Annotated in this window: 25 protein-coding genes and 2 tRNA genes; 15 read left to right on the top strand and 12 right to left on the bottom strand. The window is 66.5% G+C overall.

All coding sequences use genetic code 11. The features are described from left to right. Nucleotides 1-25: 25 nt before the first annotated feature. Nucleotides 26-715 (top strand): outer membrane lipoprotein chaperone LolA, encoded by a 690-nt coding sequence (lolA, locus tag ABIC51_RS11375; RefSeq protein WP_027788119.1) that lies wholly within the window; start codon nucleotides 26-28, stop codon nucleotides 713-715. Nucleotides 716-891: 176 nt separating this feature from the next. Beyond that, a complete protein-coding gene (locus ABIC51_RS11370) occupies nucleotides 892-2,202 on the top strand; it encodes a replication-associated recombination protein A (protein ID WP_027788118.1) in 1,311 nt (436 codons plus the stop codon). Between the two features lie 39 nt (nucleotides 2,203-2,241). Here ABIC51_RS11370 and ABIC51_RS11365 read toward each other — a convergent pair whose 3' ends face one another. Next, nucleotides 2,242-2,508 carry a DUF2164 domain-containing protein gene (locus ABIC51_RS11365; protein ID WP_021163431.1) on the bottom strand — a complete coding sequence of 89 codons (267 nt, stop codon included), beginning with the start codon at nucleotides 2,506-2,508 and terminating at the stop codon, nucleotides 2,242-2,244. A 263-nt stretch (nucleotides 2,509-2,771) separates the two neighbouring features. Between ABIC51_RS11365 and serS the strand changes: the two genes are divergently transcribed. The 3 genes from serS to ABIC51_RS11350 all read left to right on the top strand — a co-directional run bounded on the left by serS (nucleotide 2,772) and on the right by ABIC51_RS11350 (nucleotide 4,757). Next, entirely contained in the window at nucleotides 2,772-4,073 is a 1,302-nt protein-coding gene (gene serS, locus ABIC51_RS11360) for a serine--tRNA ligase (protein WP_175862098.1), read from the top strand. A 136-nt stretch (nucleotides 4,074-4,209) separates the two neighbouring features. Next, nucleotides 4,210-4,300, top strand: a tRNA-Ser gene (locus ABIC51_RS11355). Nucleotides 4,301-4,442: 142 nt separating this feature from the next. Beyond that, complete coding sequence (locus tag ABIC51_RS11350) at nucleotides 4,443-4,757, top strand: methyl-accepting chemotaxis protein (RefSeq protein ID WP_502916214.1); 315 nt, start codon at nucleotides 4,443-4,445, stop codon at nucleotides 4,755-4,757. Here ABIC51_RS11350 and ABIC51_RS11345 read toward each other — a convergent pair. Next, nucleotides 4,676-5,836, bottom strand: a complete 1,161-nt coding sequence (locus ABIC51_RS11345; RefSeq protein WP_027788117.1) for an alkane 1-monooxygenase — start codon at nucleotides 5,834-5,836, stop codon at nucleotides 4,676-4,678. The two genes, ABIC51_RS11350 and ABIC51_RS11345, sit on opposite strands and share 82 nt — an antisense overlap. A 538-nt stretch (nucleotides 5,837-6,374) precedes the next feature. Here ABIC51_RS11345 and ABIC51_RS11340 point away from each other — a divergent pair. The 5 genes from ABIC51_RS11340 (at nucleotide 6,375) to ABIC51_RS11320 (ending at nucleotide 9,669) form a co-directional block, all read left to right on the top strand. Then, nucleotides 6,375-7,016 carry a GNAT family N-acetyltransferase gene (locus ABIC51_RS11340; RefSeq protein WP_226129419.1) on the top strand — a complete coding sequence of 214 codons (642 nt, stop codon included), beginning with the start codon at nucleotides 6,375-6,377 and terminating at the stop codon, nucleotides 7,014-7,016. A gap of 169 nt (nucleotides 7,017-7,185) precedes the next feature. Continuing rightward, nucleotides 7,186-7,965 (top strand): septum site-determining protein MinC, encoded by a 780-nt coding sequence (gene minC / locus ABIC51_RS11335; RefSeq protein WP_146253443.1) that lies wholly within the window; start codon nucleotides 7,186-7,188, stop codon nucleotides 7,963-7,965. A 59-nt stretch (nucleotides 7,966-8,024) separates the two neighbouring features. Beyond that, nucleotides 8,025-8,840, top strand: coding sequence for a septum site-determining protein MinD (gene minD, locus ABIC51_RS11330; protein ID WP_027788114.1), 816 nt, complete (start codon nucleotides 8,025-8,027; stop codon nucleotides 8,838-8,840). Nucleotides 8,841-8,852: 12 nt separating this feature from the next. After that, complete coding sequence (gene minE / locus ABIC51_RS11325) at nucleotides 8,853-9,107, top strand: cell division topological specificity factor MinE (RefSeq protein ID WP_006486661.1); 255 nt, start codon at nucleotides 8,853-8,855, stop codon at nucleotides 9,105-9,107. Nucleotides 9,108-9,267: 160 nt separating this feature from the next. Then, on the top strand, nucleotides 9,268-9,669 hold the full coding sequence (locus tag ABIC51_RS11320; protein ID WP_059485255.1) for a YXWGXW repeat-containing protein: 402 nt from the start codon (nucleotides 9,268-9,270) through the stop codon (nucleotides 9,667-9,669). Nucleotides 9,670-9,787: 118 nt separating this feature from the next. On the opposite strand, the gene ABIC51_RS11315 is transcribed toward ABIC51_RS11320, so the two are convergent. Beyond that, on the bottom strand, nucleotides 9,788-11,347 hold the full coding sequence (locus tag ABIC51_RS11315) for a chloride channel protein (RefSeq protein ID WP_175897865.1): 1,560 nt from the start codon (nucleotides 11,345-11,347) through the stop codon (nucleotides 9,788-9,790). A 170-nt stretch (nucleotides 11,348-11,517) separates the two neighbouring features. Here ABIC51_RS11315 and waaC point away from each other — a divergent pair, with 170 nt between their 5' ends. Continuing rightward, nucleotides 11,518-12,516: a lipopolysaccharide heptosyltransferase I gene (waaC, locus tag ABIC51_RS11310; RefSeq protein WP_175897864.1), complete on the top strand. Its 999-nt coding sequence runs from the start codon at nucleotides 11,518-11,520 to the stop codon at nucleotides 12,514-12,516. A 19-nt stretch (nucleotides 12,517-12,535) separates the two neighbouring features. Here the strand turns inward: waaC and ABIC51_RS11305 are convergent, their stop codons facing one another. The 9 genes from ABIC51_RS11305 to rph all read right to left on the bottom strand — a co-directional run bounded on the left by ABIC51_RS11305 (nucleotide 12,536) and on the right by rph (nucleotide 19,013). Further along, the gene (locus ABIC51_RS11305) at nucleotides 12,536-12,715 is read right to left on the bottom strand and encodes a hypothetical protein (protein WP_175897863.1); all 180 of its coding nucleotides are present in this window, start codon (nucleotides 12,713-12,715) and stop codon (nucleotides 12,536-12,538) included. Nucleotides 12,716-12,819: 104 nt separating this feature from the next. After that, nucleotides 12,820-14,130, bottom strand: a complete 1,311-nt coding sequence (locus tag ABIC51_RS11300; RefSeq protein WP_021164135.1) for an MFS transporter — start codon at nucleotides 14,128-14,130, stop codon at nucleotides 12,820-12,822. Between the two features lie 295 nt (nucleotides 14,131-14,425). Next, nucleotides 14,426-14,917 (bottom strand): energy transducer TonB family protein, encoded by a 492-nt coding sequence (locus tag ABIC51_RS11295; RefSeq protein ID WP_027788109.1) that lies wholly within the window; start codon nucleotides 14,915-14,917, stop codon nucleotides 14,426-14,428. A gap of 335 nt (nucleotides 14,918-15,252) precedes the next feature. Then, nucleotides 15,253-15,546, bottom strand: a complete 294-nt coding sequence (locus ABIC51_RS11290) for a hypothetical protein (protein ID WP_027788108.1) — start codon at nucleotides 15,544-15,546, stop codon at nucleotides 15,253-15,255. 188 nt (nucleotides 15,547-15,734) lie between these two features. Further along, nucleotides 15,735-16,130 carry a hypothetical protein gene (locus tag ABIC51_RS11285; protein WP_027788107.1) on the bottom strand — a complete coding sequence of 132 codons (396 nt, stop codon included), beginning with the start codon at nucleotides 16,128-16,130 and terminating at the stop codon, nucleotides 15,735-15,737. 142 nt (nucleotides 16,131-16,272) lie between these two features. Continuing rightward, a tRNA-Ser gene (locus ABIC51_RS11280) sits at nucleotides 16,273-16,360 on the bottom strand. A gap of 44 nt (nucleotides 16,361-16,404) precedes the next feature. Continuing rightward, a complete protein-coding gene (hemW, locus tag ABIC51_RS11275) occupies nucleotides 16,405-17,619 on the bottom strand; it encodes a radical SAM family heme chaperone HemW (protein ID WP_027788106.1) in 1,215 nt (404 codons plus the stop codon). Nucleotides 17,620-17,653: 34 nt separating this feature from the next. Then, nucleotides 17,654-18,280, bottom strand: coding sequence for an RdgB/HAM1 family non-canonical purine NTP pyrophosphatase (gene rdgB, locus ABIC51_RS11270; protein WP_027788105.1), 627 nt, complete (start codon nucleotides 18,278-18,280; stop codon nucleotides 17,654-17,656). 1 nt (nucleotide 18,281) lies between these two features. Further along, nucleotides 18,282-19,013 carry a ribonuclease PH gene (gene rph / locus ABIC51_RS11265; protein ID WP_059695881.1) on the bottom strand — a complete coding sequence of 244 codons (732 nt, stop codon included), beginning with the start codon at nucleotides 19,011-19,013 and terminating at the stop codon, nucleotides 18,282-18,284. Nucleotides 19,014-19,186: 173 nt separating this feature from the next. On the opposite strand from rph, the gene ABIC51_RS11260 reads away from it, so the two are divergent. The 4 genes from ABIC51_RS11260 to ABIC51_RS11245 all read left to right on the top strand — a co-directional run bounded on the left by ABIC51_RS11260 (nucleotide 19,187) and on the right by ABIC51_RS11245 (nucleotide 23,574). Next, the gene (locus tag ABIC51_RS11260) at nucleotides 19,187-20,110 is read left to right on the top strand and encodes a YicC/YloC family endoribonuclease (RefSeq protein ID WP_175897862.1); all 924 of its coding nucleotides are present in this window, start codon (nucleotides 19,187-19,189) and stop codon (nucleotides 20,108-20,110) included. 88 nt (nucleotides 20,111-20,198) lie between these two features. After that, nucleotides 20,199-20,882, top strand: a complete 684-nt coding sequence (gmk, locus tag ABIC51_RS11255; protein WP_027788102.1) for a guanylate kinase — start codon at nucleotides 20,199-20,201, stop codon at nucleotides 20,880-20,882. A 58-nt stretch (nucleotides 20,883-20,940) separates the two neighbouring features. Continuing rightward, the gene (gene rpoZ / locus ABIC51_RS11250) at nucleotides 20,941-21,144 is read left to right on the top strand and encodes a DNA-directed RNA polymerase subunit omega (RefSeq protein WP_006025620.1); all 204 of its coding nucleotides are present in this window, start codon (nucleotides 20,941-20,943) and stop codon (nucleotides 21,142-21,144) included. 63 nt (nucleotides 21,145-21,207) lie between these two features. Beyond that, complete coding sequence (locus ABIC51_RS11245) at nucleotides 21,208-23,574, top strand: RelA/SpoT family protein (RefSeq protein WP_021164124.1); 2,367 nt, start codon at nucleotides 21,208-21,210, stop codon at nucleotides 23,572-23,574. Nucleotides 23,575-23,717: the final 143 nt, after the last annotated feature.

The following is a 23,717-nucleotide window of genomic DNA, read 5'->3' as shown; positions in this document are numbered from 1 at the left end:
GGCCACCCAGGGAGAAAACCGCAATATGCAGCAACATTCGTTCGCAATGTCCCTCCGTTCGACGCGGCGCTGGCTCGGCGCGGCGCTCGCCGGCGCATCGCTGATGCTCGCGGCGACGCACGCGTTCGCGGGCGGCACCGAGCAACTGAAGGCGTTCGTGTCGCAGGTGCGTTCGGCGAAGGGCGACTTCACGCAGCAGATCGTCAAGGCGCCGGCGAAGGGCGCGAGCGCCGCGCAGGCCGTGCCGAAGCCCACCGACAATTCGAGCGGCACGTTCGTGTTCGCGCGCCCGGGCAAGTTCATCTGGACGTACCAGAAGCCGTACCAGCAGGTGCTGCAGGCCGACGGCGAGAAGCTCTACGTGTATGACCGCGACCTGAACCAGGTGACCGAGCGCAAGCTGAACGGCGCGCTGGGCGCGAGCCCGGCCGCGATCCTGTTCGGCAGCAACGATCTCGACAAGAACTACACGCTGCGCGATGCCGGCGAGAAGGGTGGCATCGAGTGGCTCGAGATGCTGCCGAAGGCGCAGGACACGCAGTTCCAGCGGATCGGCATCGGCTTTCGCAACGGCACGCTCGCCGCGATGGAGCTGCACGACGTGTTCGGCAACGTCACGCTGCTGACGTTTACGAACATCCAGACGAATCCGCCGCTGAAGGGCGATACGTTCAAGTTCGTCGTGCCGAAGGGCGCCGACGTGATTACCGGCTGACCGGCGCCGCACGCCGTTTGTTCGCAACGGGCCTGCCGGCGACGGCAGGCCCGTGTTGTTTTCGGGCGCGGGCACCGGGCGCGGGCGGCAGGCACGGCGGTGCCGTCGCGCGGCTGTCATAATGTCGGGTCCGGCGGCCGGTTCGGCCGCGACTGTTTGATGTGGAGCGAGGGTTCATGTCCGATCTGTTTCAAGTCGAGCCGCGCCGGCCGCTCGCCGAGGCGCTGCGGCCGAAGACGCTCGCCGAGGTGATCGGCCAGACGCATTTGCTGGGCGAAGGCAAGCCGCTGCGGCTCGCGTTCGAATCGGGCAAGCCGCATTCGATGATCCTGTGGGGGCCGCCCGGCGTCGGCAAGACGACGCTCGCGCGGCTCACCGCGCTCGCGTTCGACTGCGAATTCATCGCGCTGTCCGCGGTGCTCGGCGGCGTGAAGGACATCCGCGAGTCGATGGAGCAGGCGAAGGACACGCTGAACCGCACCGGCCGCCACACGATCCTGTTCGTCGACGAGATCCACCGCTTCAACAAGGGGCAGCAGGACGCGTTGCTGCCGTTCGTCGAGTCGGGGCTCGTGACCTTCATTGGCGCCACGACCGAGAACCCGAGCTTCGAGGTCAATTCGGCGTTGCTGTCGCGTGCGCAGGTGTACGTGCTGAAGTCGCTGGACGACGACGAGATGCGCCAGTTGCTGAAGCGCGCACAGGAAATCGCGCTCGACGGCCTCGCGTTCGACGACAAGGCGATCGATACGCTGGTCGGTTATGCGGACGGCGACGCGCGGCGCTTCCTGAACCTGCTCGAGCAGGCGCAGACGGCGGCCACGTCGGCGGGCGTCGCGACGATCGACGCCGATTTCGTCAGCAGCGCGATGACGCTGAACGCGCGGCGCTTCGACAAGGGCGGCGACAACTTCTACGACCAGATCTCGGCGCTGCACAAGTCGGTGCGCGGTTCGAGCCCGGACGGTGCGCTGTACTGGTTCTGCCGGATGATCGATGGCGGCGCGGATCCGAAGTACCTCGCGCGGCGGATCGTGCGGATGGCGTGGGAAGACATCGGCCTGGCCGATCCGCGCGCGCTGCAGGTGGCGAACGACGCGGCCGAAACCTACGAGCGGCTCGGCTCGCCGGAAGGCGAGCTCGCGCTCGGGCAGGCGGTGATCTATCTCGCGTGCGCGGCGAAGAGCAACGCGGGCTACAACGCGTTCAACCAGGCGATGGCGTTCGTGAAGCAGGACAAGTCGCGCGAGGTGCCCGTGCACCTGCGCAACGCGCCGACCAAGCTGATGAAGGAACTCGGCTACGGTCACGCCTATCGCTACGCGCACGACGAGCCGAATGCGTATGCGGCCGGCGAGACGTACCTGCCGGACGGGATGCGCGAACCGCGCTGGTACAAGCCGGTGCCGCGCGGGCTCGAATCGAAGATCGCCGACAAGCTTGCGTGGCTGCGCGAACTCGATCGCGAAGCTGGCAAGAAGGACTGACGGCGCGGCCCGGAGCGGCCGGCATGCTCGTGGCTCGCGTCAGCGCTTGCGTGCCGGCTGCTTCTTCCAGTAGTCGAACGGCTCCTGATGGCATTCGATGTCGAGTTCGGCGATGCGCGTGTGCAGGCTCGACTGCGCGTCGGCGATCGCGAGGTTGTAGATCACCGGGCCGATCTCCTCGACGAAGAAATGCAGCAGCGCGCCGGCCTGGATATTGCCGATCGGCTCATCCATGTTTTCTGTGAAATAGCGTTGCAGTGACGCGATCGCGCGGTCGCGTATTTCCTTGTCCAGTTCGATGGCCATCGGCTTCCTTGGGGTGCTGTGACGTGGGGCGGGCGCCTTGCTCGATGCGCCGCCGCGGGCCCGCGCGGGCGTTTCGCGATCCGCGGCGCTTCGATGCCGCGCGATTTCGCGGGTGCCGACGGGCGGGCCGGCAACGCGATACTGCCATGGCCATCGCGCCACGGTCATCGCCCGTTTGCAGCATAGTCCGTCCGTCCAGTGCCTTGGCGGCCCTGCGGTGCGTTAGAATTCCCGTCTTACACAACGATTCTCCAAGTCCTCCCATGCTCGACATCCAGTTGCTGCGCAAAGACCTCGACGGCGTCGCGAAGCGCCTCGCCGATCGCGGCTACACCCTCGACATCGCCGCGTTCTCCGCCCTCGAAGCGGAACGCCGCGCGATCCAGACCCGCACCGAAGAGCTCCAGGCGCGCCGCAACAGCCTGTCGAAGCAGATCGGTGCGATGAAGGGCAAGGGCGAGGACACGTCGGCCGTGATGGCCGAGGTCGGCGGGATCGGCGACGAAATGAAGGCGGGGGAAGCCAAGCTCGGCGACATCCAGGCGCGCCTGTCCGACCTGATGCTCGGTATGCCGAACGTCGCGCATGAAAGCGTGCCGGTCGGCAAGGACGAAGCCGACAACGTCGAGGTGCGCCGCTGGGGCACGCCGCGCCAGTTCGACTTCGAGGTGAAGGATCACGTCGACGTCGGCACGCCGCTCGGCCTCGATTTCGAGACCGGCGCAAAGCTCGCCGGCGCGCGCTTCACGATGCTGCGCGGCTCGATCGCGCGCCTGCACCGCTCGCTCGCGCAGTTCATGATCGACACGCATACGCAGCAGCACGGCTACACCGAAGCGTATACGCCGTACATCGTGAACCCCGAGATCCTGTACGGTACGGGCCAGCTGCCGAAGTTCGCGGACGACATGTTCCGCGTCGAGAAGGGCGGCGAGGAGAACAAGGTCACGCAATACCTGATCTCCACGTCGGAAATCTCGCTGACGAACACCGTGCGCGAGTCGATCGTCGAAGGCTCCGCGTTGCCGATCAAGCTGACCGCGCATTCGCCGTGCTTCCGCTCGGAAGCCGGTTCGTATGGCCGCGACACGCGCGGGATGATCCGCCAGCACCAGTTCGACAAGGTCGAGATGGTGCAGGTCGTCGCGCCGGATGCGTCGTACGCGGCGCTCGACGAGATGGTCGGCCATGCGGAAGCGATCCTGCAGAAGCTCGGCCTGCCGTACCGCGTGATCACGCTGTGCACGGGCGACATGGGCTTCTCGGCCGCGAAGACGTTCGACCTCGAAGTGTGGCTGCCTGCGCAGAACACCTATCGCGAGATCTCGAGTTGCTCGAACACCGAGGCGTTCCAGGCGCGCCGGATGCAGGCGCGTTTCCGCAACGCACAGGGCAAGCCGGAACTCGTGCATACGCTCAACGGTTCGGGCCTTGCGGTCGGCCGCACGCTCGTCGCGGTGCTGGAGAACTACCAGAACGCGGACGGCTCGGTCACGGTGCCGGAAGTGCTGCGTCCGTACATGGGCGGCATCGAGCGTATCGACGCGCCGGCACAGGCGTCGTAAGGTCGCGCGCCGGCGATCGCTTCAAGCCCTCGCAAAAAAATTTGCAAAAAGGGCTTGTGAGATTCGAAGAGATCGTTCTATAATCTTTTCTTTCGCGGAAACGACCAAACGCGAAATGCAGTAAAGCAGCAAGGAAGGAGAGGTGGCAGAGTGGTCGAATGTACCTGACTCGAAATCAGGCGTACGGTTTCCCCGTACCGTGGGTTCGAATCCCACCCTCTCCGCCAAAATACGAAGCCCCTTGATCCGGAAGGATCAAGGGGTTTTTCGTTTTGGGCTTGCTAAATCGTGTGTCGCAAGGCGTTGCGGTGGCAACAGCATCGACCATCGATGCATCGGAATGTGCCGATACGATAGCGACCGTGTTCCATACGTCTTGCTGCGCAGTGGCCAGCGTCGGCAGTTCAGTCTGTCCGGATCGCGGGGACGCGTGTCGTCGCCGCGAAGGAGATCAAGAGGCTCATCGAGCAGTCGACGCAGCGGGTTGACGAAGGCGCCGTGCTGATCGGCCGCGCGGGCGAGTCGATTCACGAGATCGTCGATGCGGTGCAGCGCGTCACGACGATCGTCGGCGAGATCTCGTCCGCGTCGCAGGAGCAGAGTCAAACTGTGGCCGGATATTGCGCGAGCACCCGGGCGCGGATCGACGGCTTGATGTTCGATTGCGCCATGTTGCCGCCGTAGTGCGCGACCACCCGCGGGTTCATCACGCGATACCAGAGCGGCGGCACGTACGCGAACAGGATCATCGTCGCGTAGCCGGCCGGCAGTTGCGGCGAATCGTCGAAGTGGCGCAGCGCCTGATACGAGCGCGTCGGATTCGCGTGATGGTCGGCATGCCGCTGCAACTGGTACAGGAACAGGTTGGTGACGACGTGATTGCTGTTCCACGAATGCTGCGGCGTGCAGCGTTCGTAGCGGCCGTTCGGCAGCTTGCGGCGGCCGAGCCCGTAGTGCTCGACGTAGTTCACGACTTCGAGCAGCGACGCGCCGTAGACGGCCTGGATCACGAGGAACGGGATCACGACCTTGCCGGCCATCGCGATCGCGATGCCCCACACGACGACGGTCATCGCCCATGCGTGCAGCACCTCGTTGCGCCAGGTCCACGGCGAATGCCCGAGCCGTTCGAGGCGGGCCTTCTCGAGCCGCCACGCGGAGCGGATGCTGCCGGTCACGGTGCGCGGCAGGAAGGCCCAGAACGATTCGCCGTAGCGCGCGCTCGCCGGATCCTCGGCCGTCGCGACACGTACATGGTGGCCGCGATTGTGCTCGACGTAGAAATGGCCGTATGCGACCGGCGCGAGCGTGATCTTCGCGAGCCAGCGCTCGAAGCGGTCGGTCTTGTGCCCGAGTTCATGCGCGGTGTTGATCGAGATGCCCGTCGCGGCGCCGAGCGACAGCGCGAAGCCGACGTAGTCGTACCAGGCGAGCGCGTGCGTGCCGACGATCCATACGCACGCGAAGAACGCGACGTATTCGACGAGGGTCGCGAGATAGACGATCAGCCGGTAGTAGCGCTCCCGTTCGAGGTGTGGCACCACGGCCTCGGGCGGATTGTCGCGATCGTCGCCGATCAGCGTGTCGAGGATCGGGATCACGCCGAATGCGAACAGGGGGCCGAACCACCAGAACACGTGCAGGCCCGTCGACAGCGCGAGCTGGGCGGCGAGAATCGGCAGCGTGATCGTCAGTGCGCCGAGCAGCCACAGGTAACGCTTGCCATCCGACCAGCCCGAAGCCGATCCGTCGGTCATTGCCATTGTCTCCCTCCTGCCGGCCGGCCCGAAGGCGGCCGCCTGTACGGTTGTTCGAATTCTCGTTGGCCCGCGACGCACGCGCGGTTGAACCGGATCGTCGTCCGGTTCTGCCTGTTATACGACCCATGTGCACGCTTGCCAAACTCCGGCACTAGGCGTGCGGCTCCAAACGGCGGCGCGCGTGCGGCGCAGGCAGGGAAGGGCCCGCGCACGCCGATTGAAACATGCGGGAATGACCGGATCGGCCCGCGCGGGCGGCAGGTTTGTCAGACGGATGGCGTGCCGTGACGAGAACTGGCGTCGACGCTGCAGGTTCGCAACAAATGTTGCGTCGCAATATACGGAGCGGGATGGCGACCCATGTCGCTTGCTTCGGTGTTACCAATATTACGGATCATTACGCCCTTCATGATGAAATTCACGGGGCCCGACCTGCGACTGCCTCTTGCCGCAAGGCGACTGGTGCCAGGCGTCGAATGAAGCCGTCACGGTGGTCATCCGTTTGCCGCGTCGATGCGCCGATGCTGCACCTGCACACGGGCTGGCCGCATGGCCGCCCGCAGTGCCTGCCGCCTTTCGATTCGCGCTGCCATTTGAAAATTACGATTTGACTCATGCCCCGCTTTCGGTTGAAGCTAGTAGCTTGCTGTCCGAAGGGGGCTGTGCCTGCATGAGTTCGACCTTGACCGTTCGTCGTATCGTTGCCGACCAGGGCGGCGTGTATCGCGAACTCCGCGCTGCATCGCTGCGCGAGCCCTACGCGCCCGGCGAAGCGCCGGAGGCCGAATTGCTGAACGTCGAAACGAACGCAGCGTCGGCGATTGCCGCGCAGCGCGCCGTGTCCGACGAGTCGACGACTTTCCTGCTGTATACCGAAGGCCATCCGGCCGGCATGATCGGCGCGTATTTCGACAATACGCCCGATCGGCGTGCGTTCGTCAGCGAGCTGTGGGTCGCGCACGCGGTGCGCCATCTGCGCGGCGGCGTGCTGCTGCTGGAGACGGCCACCGCCTGGCTCGCCGAGCGCGGCGCCCAGGACGTCTACGCGTGGATTGCCGATGCGAACCGCAACGCGATCCGCTTCTACGAGCGCGCGGGTTTCGGCAACACCGGCGAACACGCGCCGATCGCGCGGATGCCCGGCGCGATGAAATCGCTGTACGTGTCGCAGGTGAAGCACTGACGCGACGTCAGAACGCGGGCCGCGCGGCGCGATGAAGGTCCGGTCGCCCGCTTGCCAGCCCGCTTTCCGGTTGCGCGCCCGCCCGGGCCGCTGCAACCCGGTTCCCCAAAAATAATGGCCGCGCGCGTGGACGCCTGTAAAATACGCAAAAAATTTTTGCAGAGTGTCCATGTCGCTTAAAAAATCGCCATTCTTCGAGCTGCGCAGCGGATCGGTCGACACGTTGCTGTTCACCGTGAAGACGACCGATCTCGATGCGTTGCGTACCGAACTGGTCAAGCGCTTCGAAGCGACTCCCGAGTTTTTCGCCGACGATGTCGTCGCGATCGACGTCCGCCGCCTGGCGGACGGCGAACGCGTCGCGCTGGCGGACATCCGCCAGATGCTGAACGACGTGCGGATGCGCCCGGTGGGTGTCGTCGCGCTGGCCACGCAGGGCTGGGCGGGGGAAGCCGGCCTGCCGTTGCTCGAGGCGCGCGATCGCCGCGTGCCGGCCGCGAAACCGGCCGAGGGCGCGGAGGCGTCGCCGGTCGCCGAGGCCGTCGTCGCAGCAGCAGCCGCGGCGGCGCCCGACCAGGCGTCCGAGTCGGTGCCGGTGTCGAACCAGCCGGGCGGCCAGACGCTCGTGATCGACCGGCCGTTGCGTTCGGGGCAGCAGATTTACGCGAAAGGAGACCTCGTGGTGCTTGCGCCGGTCAGTCACGGCGCGGAGATCATCGCGGAAGGCAATATCCACATCTACGCGCCGTTGCGCGGCCGCGCACTCGCGGGCGTGCACGGCAATCACGACGCGCGCATTTTCTGCACGTGTCTCGAGCCGGAACTGATTTCGATCGCGGGTATCTATCGAACAACCGAGAACCCGTTGCCCGCCGATGTACTGGGGAAAGCGGTGCAGATCCGGCTCGAAGAGGAAAAACTGATGATTGAACCGCTGCGCCTGACGTAATACACGCGGTGCGCTCCGGATCGATCGGCTCTCATTGACGAACACAGGGTATTGGGTAAATGGCAAAAATCATCGTGGTGACCTCGGGCAAGGGCGGCGTGGGCAAGACGACGACGAGCGCGAGCTTTGCGTCCGGTCTCGCGCTGCGCGGCCACAAGACGGCCGTGATCGACTTCGACGTCGGCCTGCGCAACCTCGATCTCATCATGGGCTGCGAGCGCCGCGTGGTGTACGACCTCGTGAACGTGATCCAGGGCGAAGCGAACCTGAACCAGGCGCTGATCAAGGACAAGAAGTGCGAGAACCTGTTCATCCTGCCGGCGTCGCAGACGCGCGACAAGGATGCGCTCACGCGCGAAGGCGTCGAGAAGGTGCTGAACGACCTCACCGCGATGGACTTCGAATACATCGTCTGCGATTCGCCGGCCGGCATCGAGGCGGGCGCGCTGCACGCGATGTACTTCGCGGATGAAGCGCTGATCGTCACGAACCCGGAAGTGTCGTCGGTGCGCGACTCCGACCGCATTCTCGGCATCCTGTCGTCGAAGACGAAGCGTGCGACCGAAGGCAAGGATCCGATCAAGGAACACCTGCTGATCACGCGCTACAGCCCGAAGCGCGTCAGCGAAGGCGAGATGCTGTCGCTCGAGGACATCAGCGAGATCCTGCGCATCAAGCTGATCGGCGTGGTGCCCGAGTCGGAAGCCGTCCTGCATGCGTCGAACCAGGGCTTGCCGGCCGTGCATATCGACGGCACCGACGTGGCGGAAGCGTACAAGGACGTCGTCGCGCGCTTCCTCGGTGAAGACAAGCCGCTGCGCTTCACCGATTACCAGAAGCCGGGCCTGCTGCAGCGCCTCTTCGGCAGCAAGTAACGGAGGCCGCCAATGTCCATCCTTTCGTTTCTCCTCGGTGAGAAGAAGAAGTCCGCATCGGTCGCGAAGGAGCGCCTGCAGCTCATCATCGCGCACGAGCGCGTCGGCGGCCGCCCGCCGGCGGATTACCTGCCGGCGCTGCAGAAGGAGCTGGTCGCGGTCATCTCGAAGTACGTCCATATTTCGAACGATGACATCCGCGTGAGCCTCGAGCGCCAGGACGATCTCGAAGTCCTCGAAGTGAAGATCGAGATCCCGCAGGCCTGAGTGCTACCTGTGTCCCTCCGCACGGCGGCACTCGCCGCCGTGCGCGTCTTACGCCCTGTTGCACTTTCGGGCACGCCGTAACACGGCGCCTGTCGGCCGTTACCGGTCCTCCCGCATTGAACGAATACGCTCGCGTAACTTGTTCAACCTGGAGGTTGTGATGGCTGTCTCTACTGTTCAACGTCGTATCGTTTCGCTCGCCCTGCTTGCCGCGAGCCTGTCAGCCGTCGTCGCGCCGCTCGCCGCGCATGCGGACGAGATTCTCGTCGGCACACCCGTGATCGCGCCGCAGGGCCGCGTGGTCGTCGCCGAGCCGGTCGCCGTGCGCACCGAGGAAGTCGTCATCGTCGCGCCGAATGCGCCGCCGCCGGTGCGCTACGAGGTCGTGCCGTCCGCGCGCGTGGGCTATGTGTGGGATCGCGGGCACTGGCACTGGGAGCATGGCCGCTACGTGTGGATCGGCGGCCACTGGGAGGCCGAGCGCGTCGGCATGCAATGGGTGCCGGGCCATTGGGACCAGCGCGGTCCGAACTGGTTCTGGACCCGTGGCCACTGGGCGTGATGGGGGGGCGGGCGATGAAAAGAACCGCAATCGCCATCGTGCTCGTCGCGATCACGCTGGCCGGGTGCATCGTCGTGCCGGCGCGGCCCGTGTACTACCGGCCGGCACCCGTCGTGATCTACTGAGCGTTGCGCGGGCCGGGTTGCGCCGCGCCGTTGGTCCCGGCCGCGGCCGGCTCGTCGTCGTGCGGCGCCGGCGCATCGGCGGCGCCTTCGGTCGGTGCGGCGGCGGGCGGCACTTCACCACCTTCGTCGCGCAGCGTGTCGAGCGGGTCGGCGGGCGCGGCGGCCGCATCCTGCGGCTCGGTGATGCCGGTTGCCACCGTCGTGCTCGCCGCGGCTGCCGCGGCCGGTTCCGCGGCCGCGACGGGCGGCGCGAGATAGCGCAGCGCGAGCGTTTCGTAGAGCGGCGGCGCGAAGAAGCGCGATACGCGGCTCGACACCAACGCGGTGGCCATCAGCGAAATCACGAGTGCGTGACCGTTGATCATCTCCATCACGATCACGAACGACGTGATCGGCGACTGCGTGACGGCCGCCATGTAGCCCACCATCGCGAGCGCGATCAGCATCGGCAGGCTCATGTTGCTGAACACGACGTGCAGCAGGTTGCCGAACCCTGCGCCGATCGACAGCGAAGGGGCGAAGATCCCGCCGGGGATGCCCGGCAGGTACGATGCGACCATCGACACCATTTTCAGGAACGGGTAGAACACCGACAGATGCTGGCTGCCGTCGAGCAGGCCGCGTGCTTCGGCATAGCCGCTGCCGAAGGTCGTGCCGCCCGATACGAGGCCGACGACGGCGATCGCGAAGCCGCACAGCGCGGCGAACGCGATCGGCCGCTCGCGATACAGGCCCAGCAGCCGCGCGGGCAGCCAGCGTCCCGTGTTGAGCAGCAGCCAGCAGAACAGCCCGCCCGCGATTCCCGTCACGATCGCGGTGACCAGCACCGCGAGCGCCAGCAGTTTCGGGAAATGGGGGCCGGCATCGATCGTACCGAAATACGTGTAGTTGCCGTTCAGGCCGAGCGCGACGACGCCGGCGAGTATGATCGCGGTGATCAGCACGCCGCTGGCGCGCGCGGAGAAGCTGCGCGTCAGTTCCTCGATCGCGAACACGATCCCGGCGAGCGGCGTATTGAACGCGGCCGACAGCCCGGCCGCCGCGCCGGCGAGCACCAGCTGGCGTTCGATCTGCGCGTTCGAGCGCGGGTAGAAGCGCCGCAGGTTGAACATCAGCGCCGCGCCGACCTGCACGGTTGGCCCTTCGCGGCCGATCGTGAAGCCGCCCAGGATGCCGAGGAACGACACCAGCACCTTGCCGAACAGGATGCGCAGCGTCAGCAGCCGGGAGCCGAACGCGCTCGGGCGCGCATGCAGCGTCGCGATCACCTGCGGGATGCCGCTGCCCTCAGCGCCGCGGAAGAAGCGGCGCGTGATCCATACCGACACCGCGGCGATTGCCGGCGTCAGCAGCAGCGGCAGCCACGCGGCGTGATCGCGCATCGTGCGGAAGCTTTCATAGCCCCAGTCGATCAGTCGCGCGTAGAGCACGGCCGCGAGGCCGACGACGATCGCGCCGAGCCAGAAAACGCCGTACTGGCGCCAGATTCTCAGCGAGCGTCGGGTGAGGGCGGGAAACAGGGCGGGAAGGGCGGCAAGAGCGGGGCGTGGCATCGGCGGGGCCATCGGGCAAAGGAGACATTATAAAAAGGAACCGGGGCCGCAAAGTGGGCGACAGGGTTTCGCAAGCTTGTAGCATTTCGTTGCAAATGTAATTCAAGAGTAATGTTCGCGGCGGGTATCCGTCGTTAGCATCCCCAAATGGCTGGCTCTTCCCCGCAAACGTGAAACGCATCCTCATCGTGAAAGTGACGTCGCTCGGCGACGTCGTCCAGACGCTGCCTGTCGTCGCGGATCTGCATCGCGCCTTTCCCGGCGTAACGGTCGACTGGGCGGTGGACGAATCGTGCGCGGAGGTCGTGCGCTGGCATCCGGGCGTCAGCCATGTCCTTTGCGCGCCGCTGCGCCGTTTCAAGAAGATGCGCAATCGCGGCGACCTGAAGGCGATCTCGGCGTCGATCGGCGCGCTGCGGGCGCACCGCTACGATGCGGTGATCGACCTGCACGGCGTCTACAAGAGCGCGATCATTTCGGTGCTGGCGCGCGCCGCGCGCCGCATCGGCTACCAGACGCAGGATCTCGGCGAAACGGGCGCACGCTTCGCGTATTCGCATCGCTTCGGCCCGCGGCCGGATTGCGACGCCTGGCACGGGATGCGCGTGAGCGCGGGCGAGGCGCTCGGTTACGCGCCCGAGGGTGTCGCCACGTACGGCATCGTCCCGCCGCAGGACGCGAACCTGCCGACGGCCGTGACCGACGGCGCACCGTTCATGCTGTTGTTCCATGCAACGTCCAACCCCGACAAGAAATGGCCGGCCGATCACTGGGCCGCGCTCGCCACGCAGATGATGGCGCGCGGCGTGCGCGTGCTGTTGCCGTGGGGATCGGCTGCCGAGCACGATGACGCGCAGGACATCGCCGCGCGCGCGCCGGGGGCGGTCGTGCTGCCCGCGATGACGGTGCGCGAACTCGGTGCGGCGCTTGGCCGGGCTGCGCTCGTGGTGGGGGTCGATACGGGGTTCGTGCACATGGCGCACGCGTTGCAGCGGCCGACCGTGATGATTTTCGTCGCGACGTCGCGGCACCATTGCGGGATCGGCGGCGCGCCGAATGCCCTGTCCATCGGCGAGCCGGGCGCGATGCCGTTGGTCGAGGAGGCGCTGGACGCGATCGATACGGTCTGCCCGGCCTACGGCGCGCAGCGCGCGCGACTGACCGCCTGACGAAGCGGGGCGGGCCGGTTCAGGCGAGCAGCGCCTCGACCGTGACGACGGCGGCGATCGCCGCCAGGTTCGCCAGCAGCGCCTCGAACACGAGGCTGCGCCACGTCTTCGGCCGGAAGCGCAGCGCGAGCAGGAGCGCGCCACCGAGCGCAAGCGCGAGGATCAGGACGAGATCGGCATTGCCGAGGCGGATGTTCATGGCGGCGGCTCCTTCGGGGCGGGATCCCGGGGGCGCGCGGCGGCGCACCCGGGATCGAGTATAGGCAGCGCCGGCCACCGCGCAACCCGGGTCGCCCCGGAGACTCAGACGAGCGACGCGTCGCGCGTTTCGCGCATCAGCAGCACGCCGATCAGGCTGATGGCCGCCGCAACCGATACATATCCGCCGACCCACGACAGCCCGCCGCGCGCCGCCAGCAGTTGCGCGATGTACGGCGCGATCGACGCGCCGAGGATCCCGCCGAGGTTGTACGCGACCCCCGCACCCGTATAGCGGACGTTGGTCGGGAACAGTTCCGGCAGCAGCGCGCCCATCGGCGCGAACGTCACGCCCATCAGGAACAGCTCGATCGTCAGGAACAGCGCGACGAGCGGCATCGAGCCGCTGCCGAGCAGCGGTTCCATCGCGAAACCCGACAGCAGCGCGGCGATCGCGCCCACGACGAGTACCGGTTTGCGGCCGAAGCGATCGGATGCCCACGCGGACAGCGGCGTCGCGAGTCCCATGAACACGACCGCGAAACACAGCAGGCCGAGGAAGCTCTGGCGCGGAATATGCAGCGCCGACACGCCGTACGACAGCGAAAACACCGTCGAGATATAGAACAGCGTGTAGCAGACGACCATCGCGAGCGCGCCGAGCAGCGTCGGCTGCCAGTGTTGCGTGACGAGGGTCGCGACCGGCACGCGTACGCGCTCGTTGCGATCGAGCGCGGCCTGGAACGCGGGCGTTTCGGTGATCTTGAGTCGCACGTACAGGCCGAGCGCGACGAGCACCGCGCTGACCAGGAACGGGATGCGCCAGCCCCAGCTGCGGAACTGCTCGTCCGACAGCGACAACGCGAGCGCGAAGAACAGGCCGTTCGACATCAGGAAGCCGACCGAGGGCCCGAGCTGCGGGAACATGCCGAACCAGCCGCGCTTGCCCTGCGGCGCATGCTCGGTCGCGAGCAGCGCGGCGCCGCCCCATTCGCCGCCGAGGCCGATCCCCTGGCCGAAGCGCAGCACGCACAGCAGCACCGGCGCGAGCGTGCCGATCGCGTCGTAGCCGGGCACGAAGCCGATTGCGGTGGTGGATACGCCCATCACGAGCAGTGACGCGACGAGCGTCGATTTGCGCCCGATGCGATCGCCGAAGTGCCCGAACAGGAACGAGCCGATCGGGCGCGCGATGAATGCGATGCCGAACGTGACGAACGCGGACAGCGCCTGTGCGGTCGCGGAGCCGTGTGGAAAGAATACGGGGCCGATGACGAGCGCGGCAGCCGTTGCGTACACATAGAAATCGTAGAACTCGATCGCGGTGCCGATGAAGCTCGCGAACACGATGCGCCGGTGGCTGACGGCGCCGGCCGAACCGGTTGCGTGTGCAACGGTCGGGGGGGATGCGGACATGGATGTCTCCGTTTTGTCGTTAGGGCGGTCGGCTGGGCGTGCGGTCGGACAGGCGGACACCTGCCGGGGGGGCAGCCGAGCGGACGATGCGGTAGCGGCGTGGACGCGCGCCATGGCGCGGACGTCACCCGCCGGTCGACGATGGAGACGGGTACGTCGCCGCCGCCCGGTGCCGGCGTGGTCGGCTCGCATGCCGGGTGGGGCGCACGAACGCGCGCGCGGCGTGATGGCCGCGCGATTGCGGAAAATTATAGCCAGCGCTGCCGCGCACCGGCAATCGCGGTGCGGCGGCCGGTCAGTCGATCGATTGCGCCTGCGCCGACGCGGTGCTTTGCAACTGGAAGTGGCCGTCGTCGTTGAAGAGCCAGCCTTCCATCATTTCGAGCCGGCCGTTGCCGTCGAGCAGCCGCGACGGTGGCGGGGGCAGCGGCGCCGAGCGGCGCAGCGACGCGAGCGCGAGCGCTTCCGCTTCGCTGTCGCCGTTGCTGCGATAGACGGACGCGTTGACGAGCCGGCCGCTGCCATCGACGGTGAAGGCCACGACGACGAGCGAACGGAGCATGGCCTGCGGCGTGCCGTGCAGCAGGCCGGACGGATTGCGTTCGGCGACACGCTGCGCGACTTCGACGCGGTATTGGTCGAGGCTGCCACTGCGTGTGATCGACGGAATCGTCAGGATCGAGTGCAGCGACGGAGGCGGCGTGATCGTGCACGCCGCGAGCATGGCGACGACGGCCAGTGCAACTGCACGCAGCCGGTCGACGCGCGAACGGGAAAGGGGGCGCATGGGAGGCTAGCCAGAAGTGACTATAAAAAAATGATAGACGCACGGGCGCGAGCCGGCATCGGGAGAAACACATAACGGGCGATGCCGGGTGTCGCGATCGCTGATGGCGAGGCAGTGTGCGCTTGCGTATCGCAATGTGACGTGACTTGTGACGGCACGCTCGCGCGGCTGCCGCACGTCCGCATCCCGGTGCGCGTGTTGCACGGTTGAAAGCATGGCGAGGAACGCGACCGGCGCGCAGGCGCTTGGCGATGGTTCGGCAGCGCGCATCCGGCGCAGCGGGCAAGCACCGCGGCGGATGCCCGCGCAATCGTCAGCGACGCGTGTCGCCCGGTTCAGAAACCGTGCGTGACGAGTGACAGGACCGACAGGTCGGGGTGCGTGCCGTCGATGATGCTCTTGCCGACATGCACGGCTTCGTGGACGGCTTCATCGAGGCTGGCGAAGCTTTCCTCGCCGTCCGCATGGAACGGTACCGCGTGGCCGGGTAACGCGGGATTCGCGCCGGGATGGCATACGTAGCCGGTGTAGGTGTAGCGCGTGTCGCTGCCGGGCACGGCAGCCGGCACGACATGGACCTCGAAGCCTTCGTAATCGACGTGTTCCGTCGGTATCGACAGTTCGGTCATGGCGATCTCCGTGTACCGCACGCTGGGGTGGCGCGCGCGGCATCGAGTACGCGGCGGCGGTCGTGTCGCCGTGTTGATCGAATTCTAGGTGATCGAGCGGCTGGCCGGGAGGCTTCCGGCGCGCTGCGGCGCGATGACGGGCTGCTGCCCGTGCCGTTTCGACGAACGGGTTCGCGCGCGGCGCTGCATCATTGTTTGCAGCGGGCGTCCTTGCGCTGCACGACGATGATCACCGGGTATTTCTGGCCGTGGTCGAGCTCCACGCGTGCCACGACGGTGAGCGTCGCCGGATCGGAATCGTCGTACACGCTCACCTGTTCGTTGCGCAGGTAGGTCACGCCGGTGCAGTTCGACGTGCGTCCGTCGTCTCCCACCTTGCACTGGAGGTCGTTGTCTTTCAGGTAGTTGTACGGCGACGGGCTCGCGAGGTATTCGCTCAGGCCGCGCGGCGAGCCGCCGACGCCGGACACGTATGCGATCGCGCACGACGCTTGCGCGTCGCTGCCGGACGCGGTGTCGGCTGCCGCGTGCGTGCTGACGGCCGCGAGCAAGGCGACGAGCGACGAGACGATGAGGGGCTTCATGACGTGGGTTTCCCGTTTCGCGAATCGGAGCGCCGGATTGTAACGGCATCCGGCGGGACGCGTCGGAACGTGGGGGAAAGCCGTACGAGAACCAACAAAAAACCCCGTCATTCGCTGAATGGACGGGGTTTGGCAAACTTCCTGGCGGAAGCGGTGAGATTCGAACTCACGGACAGTTTCCCGTCGCCGGTTTTCAAGACCGGTGCCTTAAACCGCTCGGCCACGCTTCCACACGAGGCGGCATTGTAACCGAAATGCCGCGATCTTCATGCCCTCAATCGTCGCGCAGGAACAATTCCTGCAGGTCGTTGAGGAAACGCTGGCCGAGCGGCGTCGGCGCGATCTGCGCGAAATCGCGTGCGATCAGTCCGCGCCGTTCCGCTTCCTGCAGTGCCGGCTCGATCGTGCTCATCGGCAGGCCGGTGCGCTCGGCGAAGCTGTGCACGGGGAAGCCCTCGACGAGCCGCAGCGTGTTCAGCATGAACTCGAACGGCAGGTCGCGCGCGCCGACTTCACGTTCTTCCTGCACGGCCGTGCCGGCCATCGCCTGCTCGATGAAGGTCGCAGGATGCTTGTAGCGTGCCTGCCGCAGGATCCGGTTCGGGAACGACAGCTTCGTGTGCGCGCCCGCACCGATCCCGAGATAGTCGCCGAAACGCCAGTAGTTCAGGTTGTGCTTGCACTGATGATTCGGCTTCGCATACGCGGACACTTCGTAGCGCCCGTAACCGGCCTCGGCCGTACGTGCGTGAATCCATTCCTGCATGTCGGCCGACGCGTCGTCATCGGGGACGACCGGCGGGAACTTCGCGAACAGGGTATTCGGCTCGAGCGTCAGGTGATACAGCGACAGATGCGGCGGCGCGTACGACAGTGCGGTTTCGATGTCGGTACGGCATTCGTCGAGCGTCTGGTTCGGCAGCGCGAACATCAGGTCGAGGTTGAAGTTGTCGAAGTTCTTCGCGGCGATCTCGACGGCCGCGCGAGCCTGCGCGGTGTCGTGAATCCGGCCGAGCGCCTTCAGGTGCGTTTCGTTGAAGCTCTGGATGCCGACCGACAGGCGGTTCACGCCGCTCGCGCGGAACTGCGCGAACTTCGCGGCCTCGAACGTGCCCGGATTCGCCTCGAGCGTGATCTCGGCATCGGCGTCGAGCGGCAGCAGCGCGCGCACGTCGGACAGCATCCGGTCGAGGCCGGCGGCCGACAGCAGGCTCGGCGTGCCGCCGCCGATGAACACCGTATGCACCTGCCGGCCCCACACGAGCGGCAGCGCCTGCTCGAGATCGGCGCGCAGCGCGTCGAGATACTCGGTTTCCGGAAACCGTTCGCCTTTCCACTCGTGCGAGTTGAAATCGCAGTACGGGCACTTGCGCACGCACCACGGGAAATGCACGTACAGCGCGAGCGGCGGCAGCGACGTGAGCCGTACCTGGCCGGGCGACGTGAAGGTCGCGACGACGCGTGCGCCGGTTTCCGCGGCCTGGCTCATGCAACCTCCCGCAGCGAAGGGGTATCGGGCATGCTCATGCCTCCTCCGCGAGCCGCGCCAGCAGCGCCTTCAGCGCCAGCGCGCGGTGGCTGTGCGTGTTCTTCACGGCCGGTTCGAGTTCGGCGGCCGTCGCGCCGAGCGAAGGCAGATAGAAATACGGGTCATAGCCGAATCCGTGCTCGCCGCGCGGGGTATCGACGATCTCGCCCGCCCAGCGCCCTTCGGCGAACAGCGGCTCGGGGTCGTCCGCATGGCGCACGAGCGCGAGCACGCAGCAGTAGTATGCGCGCCGGTCGTCGACGCCGCGCAGCTGCTCGACGAGATACGCGTTGTTCGCCGCATCGCCCTTGTCGCGGCCCGCGCGCTGCGCATAACGCGCCGAATAGACGCCCGGCGCGCCGCGCAGCACGCGCACGCACAGGCCCGAATCGTCGGCGATCGCCGGCAGCCCGGTGAGCCGCGACGCGTGACGCGCCTTCGTCAGCGCGTTCTCGATGAAGGTGCCGAACGGCTCTTCCGCCTCGGGCACCGCGAGGTCGCCCTGCGGGACGATCTCGATGCCGACCGTCGAGAACAGCGCGGTGAATTCGCGCAGCTTGCCGGCGTTGTTCGACGCGAGGACGATGCGCGACAGCGGTGCGATGGTGTGGTCGTCCGGCATGTCAGGCGCCCAGCACGTCTTTCTGAAGCTGCACGAGTTCGGCGATCCCGCCTTGCGCGAGGTCGAGCAGCGCGTTCATCTCGGCGCGCGAGAACGGCACGCCTTCGGCCGTGCCCTGGACTTCGACGAAGCCGCCGGCGCCCGTCATCACGACGTTCATGTCGGTGTCGCAGCGCGAATCTTCCGCGTAATCGAGGTCGAGCACGGGCGCGCCTTCGTACACGCCGACCGAGATCGCGGCGACGTGATCGGTGATCGGCGAGCGCGTGAGCTTGCCGGCCGCGATCAGCGTCGATACGGCGTCGTGTGCGGCGACGAACGCGCCGGTGATGCTCGCCGTGCGCGTGCCGCCGTCGGCCTGGATCACGTCGCAGTCGATGTGGATCGTGCGCGGGCCGAGCGCCTCGAGGTCGAACACGGCGCGCAGCGCGCGGCCGATCAGGCGCTGAATTTCCTGCGTGCGGCCGGTCTGCTTGCCGCGTGCGGCTTCGCGGTCGCTGCGCGTGTGCGTCGCGCGCGGCAGCATGCCGTATTCGGCGGTCAGCCAGCCTTGCCCGCGGTCGCGCAGGAAATCGGGCACGCGTTCGGAGACGCTCGCGGTGCAGAGCACCTTGGTGTCGCCGAATTCGACCAGCACCGAGCCTTCGGCGTGTTTCGTGTAGTGGCGCGTGAGGGCGACCTTGCGCAGTTCGTCGGCGCGGCGGCCGCTCGGGCGGGAAACGGAGGACGTCATGTGGGAATCGCGGAACGAGAGGAAACCCCGATTTTAGCGCCGAACGGCGGGCTTGCCCGGCGGGGTGGTTCCCAAAAATGGGATAATGCGCGCTTCCCGCCCCGCGCTTTCCGATGCGCCGGGCGCCTCGACATATCCCCGCCCGCGAGGGCACCCAGACGGCGAGACGAACCATGATCTACAGCATGACGGGCTACGCGAGCGCGACGCGCGAACTCGCGATGGCCACCGGTAACGGCGGCACCAGCGTGTCGGTCGAACTGCGCACCGTGAACTCGCGCTTCCTCGACCTGAATTTCCGGATGCCGGACGACGTGCGCGCGTGCGAACCCGCGCTGCGCGAAATGCTGATGAACAAGCTGTCGCGCGGCAAGGTCGACATCCGCATCAACCTGCAGCGCGGCGAGCAGAGCATCGGCGCCGGCGCGCTGAACCAGTCGGCGCTCGGCCAGCTCGCCGAGCTCGAGCGCTCGGTGCTGGACACGTTCCCGGGCGTCGGCCGCCTGCGCGCGGGCGAGATCCTGCGCTGGCCCGGCGTGATCGCCGAAAGCGGCGTGTCGGCGGAAGCGATCCGCGACGCGGTGCTCGCGTGCGGCAAGGAAGCGATCGGCGAGCTCGTCGTCGTGCGTTCGCGCGAAGGCGCGCAACTGGCGACGATGCTGCTGTCGAACGTCACCGAGATGGAAGCGATCGTCGCGCGCATCACGCCGCTCGTGCCGGAGCTGATCGCGAAGCATCAGCAGAAGATCGTCGAACGGCTGCAGGAAGCGCTCGGCATCGCGGCGCCCGAAGGCAGCGCGACGATCGTCACGCGCGAGGAAGCCGCGGAGCGCATTCGTCAGGAAGTGACGATGTACGGGATCCGGATCGACATCGCGGAAGAGCTGTCGCGTCTCACCGCGCACCTGAACGAAACGCGTCATGTGATCGAGAAGGGCGGCCGCGTCGGCAAGCGTCTCGACTTCATGATGCAGGAACTGAATCGAGAAGCAAACACGCTCGGCTCGAAGGCGGCGGCGAAGGAACTGGCCGACGCATCGATGGCGCTCAAGCTGTTGATCGAGCAGATGCGCGAGCAAGTGCAAAACCTGGAGTAACAGAGATGAAACGACCCCCACGCTCACTATGTTCGCTGCCCCCCGAGGGGGCGGCCAGCCTCCTTGGGGCTGCCCGGCGGAGGCTGTCATGACCGATTCCCATCGCGACGTCCACGCGTCGCATTCGCTGCACGGCGGCGTCTATCCCGGCAACCTGTTCATGGTCGTCGCGCCGTCGGGCGCCGGCAAGTCGACGCTCGTGAATGCGCTGCTGTCGAAGGACAACGACATCTGCCTGTCGATCTCGTACACGACGCGCAAGCCGCGCCCGGGCGAGCAGGACGGCCGGCACTATCACTTCACGACGGTCGAGGATTTCCGCGCGCGTCACGCGGCGCACGAATTCCTCGAGAGCGCGGAAGTGCACGGCAACTACTACGGCACGTCGCGCGTCTGGATCGAAGAGCAGATGAAGAACGGCCACGACGTGCTGCTCGAGATCGACTGGCAGGGCGCACTGCAGGTGAAGAAGCAGTTCCGCAACGCGGTCGGCATCTTCATCCTGCCGCCGTCGCTCGACGCGCTCGAGGAGCGCCTGAAGAAGCGCGGCCAGGACGAACCGAACGTGATCACGCGCCGCCTGCTCGCCGCCGGCAGCGAGATCGCGCACGCGTCGGAAGCGGAATACGTGGTGATCAACGAGAATTTCGAGCGTGCGCTCGCGGAGCTCGAATGCATCGTCGCCGCCACGCGCCTGCGCTTTGCTTCGCAGTACGCGCGACACACGGAGCTGTTCATCGAGCTCGGCATCCATCTGCCCCACGCGGAATGACGCGGGGGACGAGGGACATAAGGTAGAATAAGGACTATATTCAGAAGGAATTACCAACATGGCTCGCATTACCGTCGAAGACTGCCTGAAGCAAATCCCGAACCGCTTCGAACTGGCGCTCGCCGCCACCTATCGCGCGCGGCAGCTCGCGCAAGGCCATACGCCGAAGATCGAAAGCCGCGACAAGCCGACCGTCGTCGCGCTGCGCGAAATCGCTGCCGGCCAGGTCGGCGTCGAGATGCTGAAGAAGGTGCCGGTGTAACGCGCATCCGGCCCGTTCCAGCCATGTAATCCACGCGCGCAACGACTCGACCTGGAGGCGAATATGAGCACCACCCCATCGTCCGCCTCCGCGGATTCGACCACCGAAGCCACGGCCCAGTCGCCTGCGCGCCAGTACATCGACGCGGTCCTCGAACAGTCCTTCCGGCATCTGTTCGGGCCGACCGCCACACCGGAGCAGCCGCGCAAGCACGGCGTCGTTTCGATCGCGAAACTGACGGCCGTGCTGGCCGAGTATCTCGCTCCGGAAGAAATCAAAGAGGTCAAGGCGGCGTTCCACTTCAGCGACGAAGCCCACCTCGGTCAATATCGCCAGAGCGGCGAACCCTACATCACCCATCCCGTCGCCGTCGCGGAAATCTGTGCCGGCTGGAAGCTCGACGCACAGGCCGTCATGGCAGCGCTCCTGCACGACGTGATGGAAGACCAGGGCGTGACCAAGAGCGAACTGGCCGAACGGTTCGGCCCGAAGGTCGCCGAACTGGTCGACGGCCTGTCGAAGCTCGACAAGATGGAGTTCCGCAGCCGCGAGGAAGCGCAGGCGGAAAACTTCCGCAAGATGCTGCTCGCGATGGCACGCGACGTGCGCGTCATTCTCGTCAAGCTCGCCGACCGCCTGCACAACATGCGCACGCTCGGCGCGGTGCCGATGGAAAAGCGCCGCCGCGTCGCGCGCGAGACGCTCGATATCTACGCGCCGATCGCGCACCGCCTCGGGTTGAACAACACGTATCGCGAGCTGCAGGACATGAGCTTCGCGAACTTCAACCCGCATCGCTACGCGACGCTCGAGAAGGCCGTCAAGGCGGCGCGCGGCAACCGCCGCGAAGTGATCAGCAAGATTCTCGAGGCCGCGCAGCGCGCGATGGCCGACGCGAAGATCGACGCCGAGATCACCGGCCGCGAAAAGACCATCTACAGCGTGTACCGCAAGATGCGCGACAAGCAGCTGTCGTTCTCGCAGGTGCTCGACGTGTACGGTTTTCGCGTCGTCGTCGACAGCCCGCTCGACTGCTACACGTGCATCGGCGCGCTGCACGCGCTGTACAAGCCCGTGCCCGGCAAGTTCAAGGACTACATCGCGATCCCGAAGATCAACGGCTATCAGTCGCTGCACACGACGCTCGTCGGTCCGTTCGGCGCACCGATCGAGTTTCAGGTGCGCACGCGCAAGATGCATGAGATTGCCGAGGCGGGGGTCGCCGCGCATTGGCTGTACAAGAACGGCAGCGCTGATCTCAGTGACGTGCAGAAGCGCGCCCACCAGTGGCTGAAGTCGTTGCTCGACATCCAGAGCGAAGCCGGCGATTCGAGCGAATTCCTCGAGCACGTGAAGATCGACCTGTTCCCCGATGCGGTCTACGTGTTCACGCCGAAGTCGAAGATCATGGCGCTGCCGCGCGGCGCGACGGCGCTCGATTTCGCGTATTCGATCCACAGCGATCTCGGCAACCAGTGCGTGGCCGTGAAGATCAACAACGAACTGCTGCCGCTGCGCACCGAGCTGAAGAGCGGCGACATCGTCGAGGTGATCACCGCGCCGTATTCGAAGCCGAACCCCGCATGGCTCGGTTTCGTGCGTACCGGCAAGGCGCGTTCGGCGATCCGTCACTACCTGAAGACGATGCGCCTGAACGAGTCGGTGCAGCTTGGCGAGCGGCTGGTCGACCAGAGCCTGAAAGGCTATGGTCTCGCGCTGGCCGATGTCGAGCCGGAGGTGTGGGAGAAGCTCGTGCAGTGGACGGGCAACAAGAGCCGTCAGGAAATCTTCGCGGACATCGGCCTCGGCCGTCGCGTTGCCGCGGTGATGGCCAAGCGCATCGAGGTGCTGATGAGCGGCCGCGACGCGGACGACGATCTGCCGAAGTCCGAGCGGCATCCCGCGCACCATGCGCCGCCGGTCGTGATTACCGGTACCGAAGGGATGTCCGTGCAGTTGTCCGCGTGCTGCCGGCCGATTCCGGGCGACGCGATCATGGGCTACATCGGCATCGGCCTGGGGATGGCGATTCATACGACCGATTGCCGCGTGGCGCAGCGGATTCACCGCCGCGATCCGGGCCGCTGGATCGACGTCGAATGGGCGCCGCAGCCGGGCCGCCTGTTCGATGTCGCGGTGAAGGCGCTCGTGAAGAACACCAAGGGTATCTTTGCGCGCGTGGCGGCGGACATCACGTCGGCCGACGCGAACATCGTGCATATCGCGATGGACGAGGATCTGACACACGAATCGACGGTACTGCGCTTCGTGATCCAGGTCAGCGACCGCGTGCATCTCGCGAACGTGATGCGGCGCGTGCGGACCAATCCGGACGTGATGCGGATCATGCGCGAGCGTTCGACCGACGACGGCGCGCATGCGCGCCATGACGGCGGTATGCGGATCGAGCGCGAGCGGCAGGATTATTGACGCTTGCCAGCACAAGCGGGCGATTGATCGACGGCGGCCAATATGGCCGCCGTTTTCATTTGTGCGGTACGAAGAGCGAACGTGCGGCGTGGCTGGACAAGGGCGCCTGTGACCGGGCCGTGTCGTGAGCAAGGGAAGAGGAG

Source organism: Burkholderia sp. 572 (assembly GCF_040545135.1).
In the GTDB taxonomy this organism is placed as follows: Bacteria; Pseudomonadota; Gammaproteobacteria; order Burkholderiales; family Burkholderiaceae; genus Burkholderia; species Burkholderia cepacia.
Note: the sequence above shows the minus strand (reverse complement) of the source record. Positions and strands in the feature narration are given on the sequence as shown.

Coding starts and splice junctions, on each gene's coding strand:
- ABIC51_RS11320 (WP_059485255.1), top strand. CDS start 9,268: ATGGCTGTCTCTACTGTTCAACGTCGTATCGTTTCGCTCGCCCTGCTT.
- minE (WP_006486661.1), top strand. CDS start 8,853: ATGTCCATCCTTTCGTTTCTCCTCGGTGAGAAGAAGAAGTCCGCATCG.
- minD (WP_027788114.1), top strand. CDS start 8,025: ATGGCAAAAATCATCGTGGTGACCTCGGGCAAGGGCGGCGTGGGCAAG.
- gmk (WP_027788102.1), top strand. CDS start 20,199: ATGACCGATTCCCATCGCGACGTCCACGCGTCGCATTCGCTGCACGGC.
- ABIC51_RS11315 (WP_175897865.1), bottom strand. CDS start 11,347: ATGCCACGCCCCGCTCTTGCCGCCCTTCCCGCCCTGTTTCCCGCCCTC.
- ABIC51_RS11285 (WP_027788107.1), bottom strand. CDS start 16,130: ATGAAGCCCCTCATCGTCTCGTCGCTCGTCGCCTTGCTCGCGGCCGTC.
- serS (WP_175862098.1), top strand. CDS start 2,772: ATGCTCGACATCCAGTTGCTGCGCAAAGACCTCGACGGCGTCGCGAAG.
- ABIC51_RS11365 (WP_021163431.1), bottom strand. CDS start 2,508: ATGGCCATCGAACTGGACAAGGAAATACGCGACCGCGCGATCGCGTCA.
- ABIC51_RS11345 (WP_027788117.1), bottom strand. CDS start 5,836: ATGGCAATGACCGACGGATCGGCTTCGGGCTGGTCGGATGGCAAGCGT.
- ABIC51_RS11245 (WP_021164124.1), top strand. CDS start 21,208: ATGAGCACCACCCCATCGTCCGCCTCCGCGGATTCGACCACCGAAGCC.
- lolA (WP_027788119.1), top strand. CDS start 26: ATGCAGCAACATTCGTTCGCAATGTCCCTCCGTTCGACGCGGCGCTGG.
- ABIC51_RS11370 (WP_027788118.1), top strand. CDS start 892: ATGTCCGATCTGTTTCAAGTCGAGCCGCGCCGGCCGCTCGCCGAGGCG.
- ABIC51_RS11305 (WP_175897863.1), bottom strand. CDS start 12,715: ATGAACATCCGCCTCGGCAATGCCGATCTCGTCCTGATCCTCGCGCTT.
- rph (WP_059695881.1), bottom strand. CDS start 19,013: ATGACGTCCTCCGTTTCCCGCCCGAGCGGCCGCCGCGCCGACGAACTG.
- ABIC51_RS11300 (WP_021164135.1), bottom strand. CDS start 14,130: ATGTCCGCATCCCCCCCGACCGTTGCACACGCAACCGGTTCGGCCGGC.
- ABIC51_RS11290 (WP_027788108.1), bottom strand. CDS start 15,546: ATGACCGAACTGTCGATACCGACGGAACACGTCGATTACGAAGGCTTC.
- rdgB (WP_027788105.1), bottom strand. CDS start 18,280: ATGCCGGACGACCACACCATCGCACCGCTGTCGCGCATCGTCCTCGCG.
- ABIC51_RS11295 (WP_027788109.1), bottom strand. CDS start 14,917: ATGCGCCCCCTTTCCCGTTCGCGCGTCGACCGGCTGCGTGCAGTTGCA.
- ABIC51_RS11260 (WP_175897862.1), top strand. CDS start 19,187: ATGATCTACAGCATGACGGGCTACGCGAGCGCGACGCGCGAACTCGCG.
- minC (WP_146253443.1), top strand. CDS start 7,186: ATGTCGCTTAAAAAATCGCCATTCTTCGAGCTGCGCAGCGGATCGGTC.
- hemW (WP_027788106.1), bottom strand. CDS start 17,619: ATGAGCCAGGCCGCGGAAACCGGCGCACGCGTCGTCGCGACCTTCACG.
- rpoZ (WP_006025620.1), top strand. CDS start 20,941: ATGGCTCGCATTACCGTCGAAGACTGCCTGAAGCAAATCCCGAACCGC.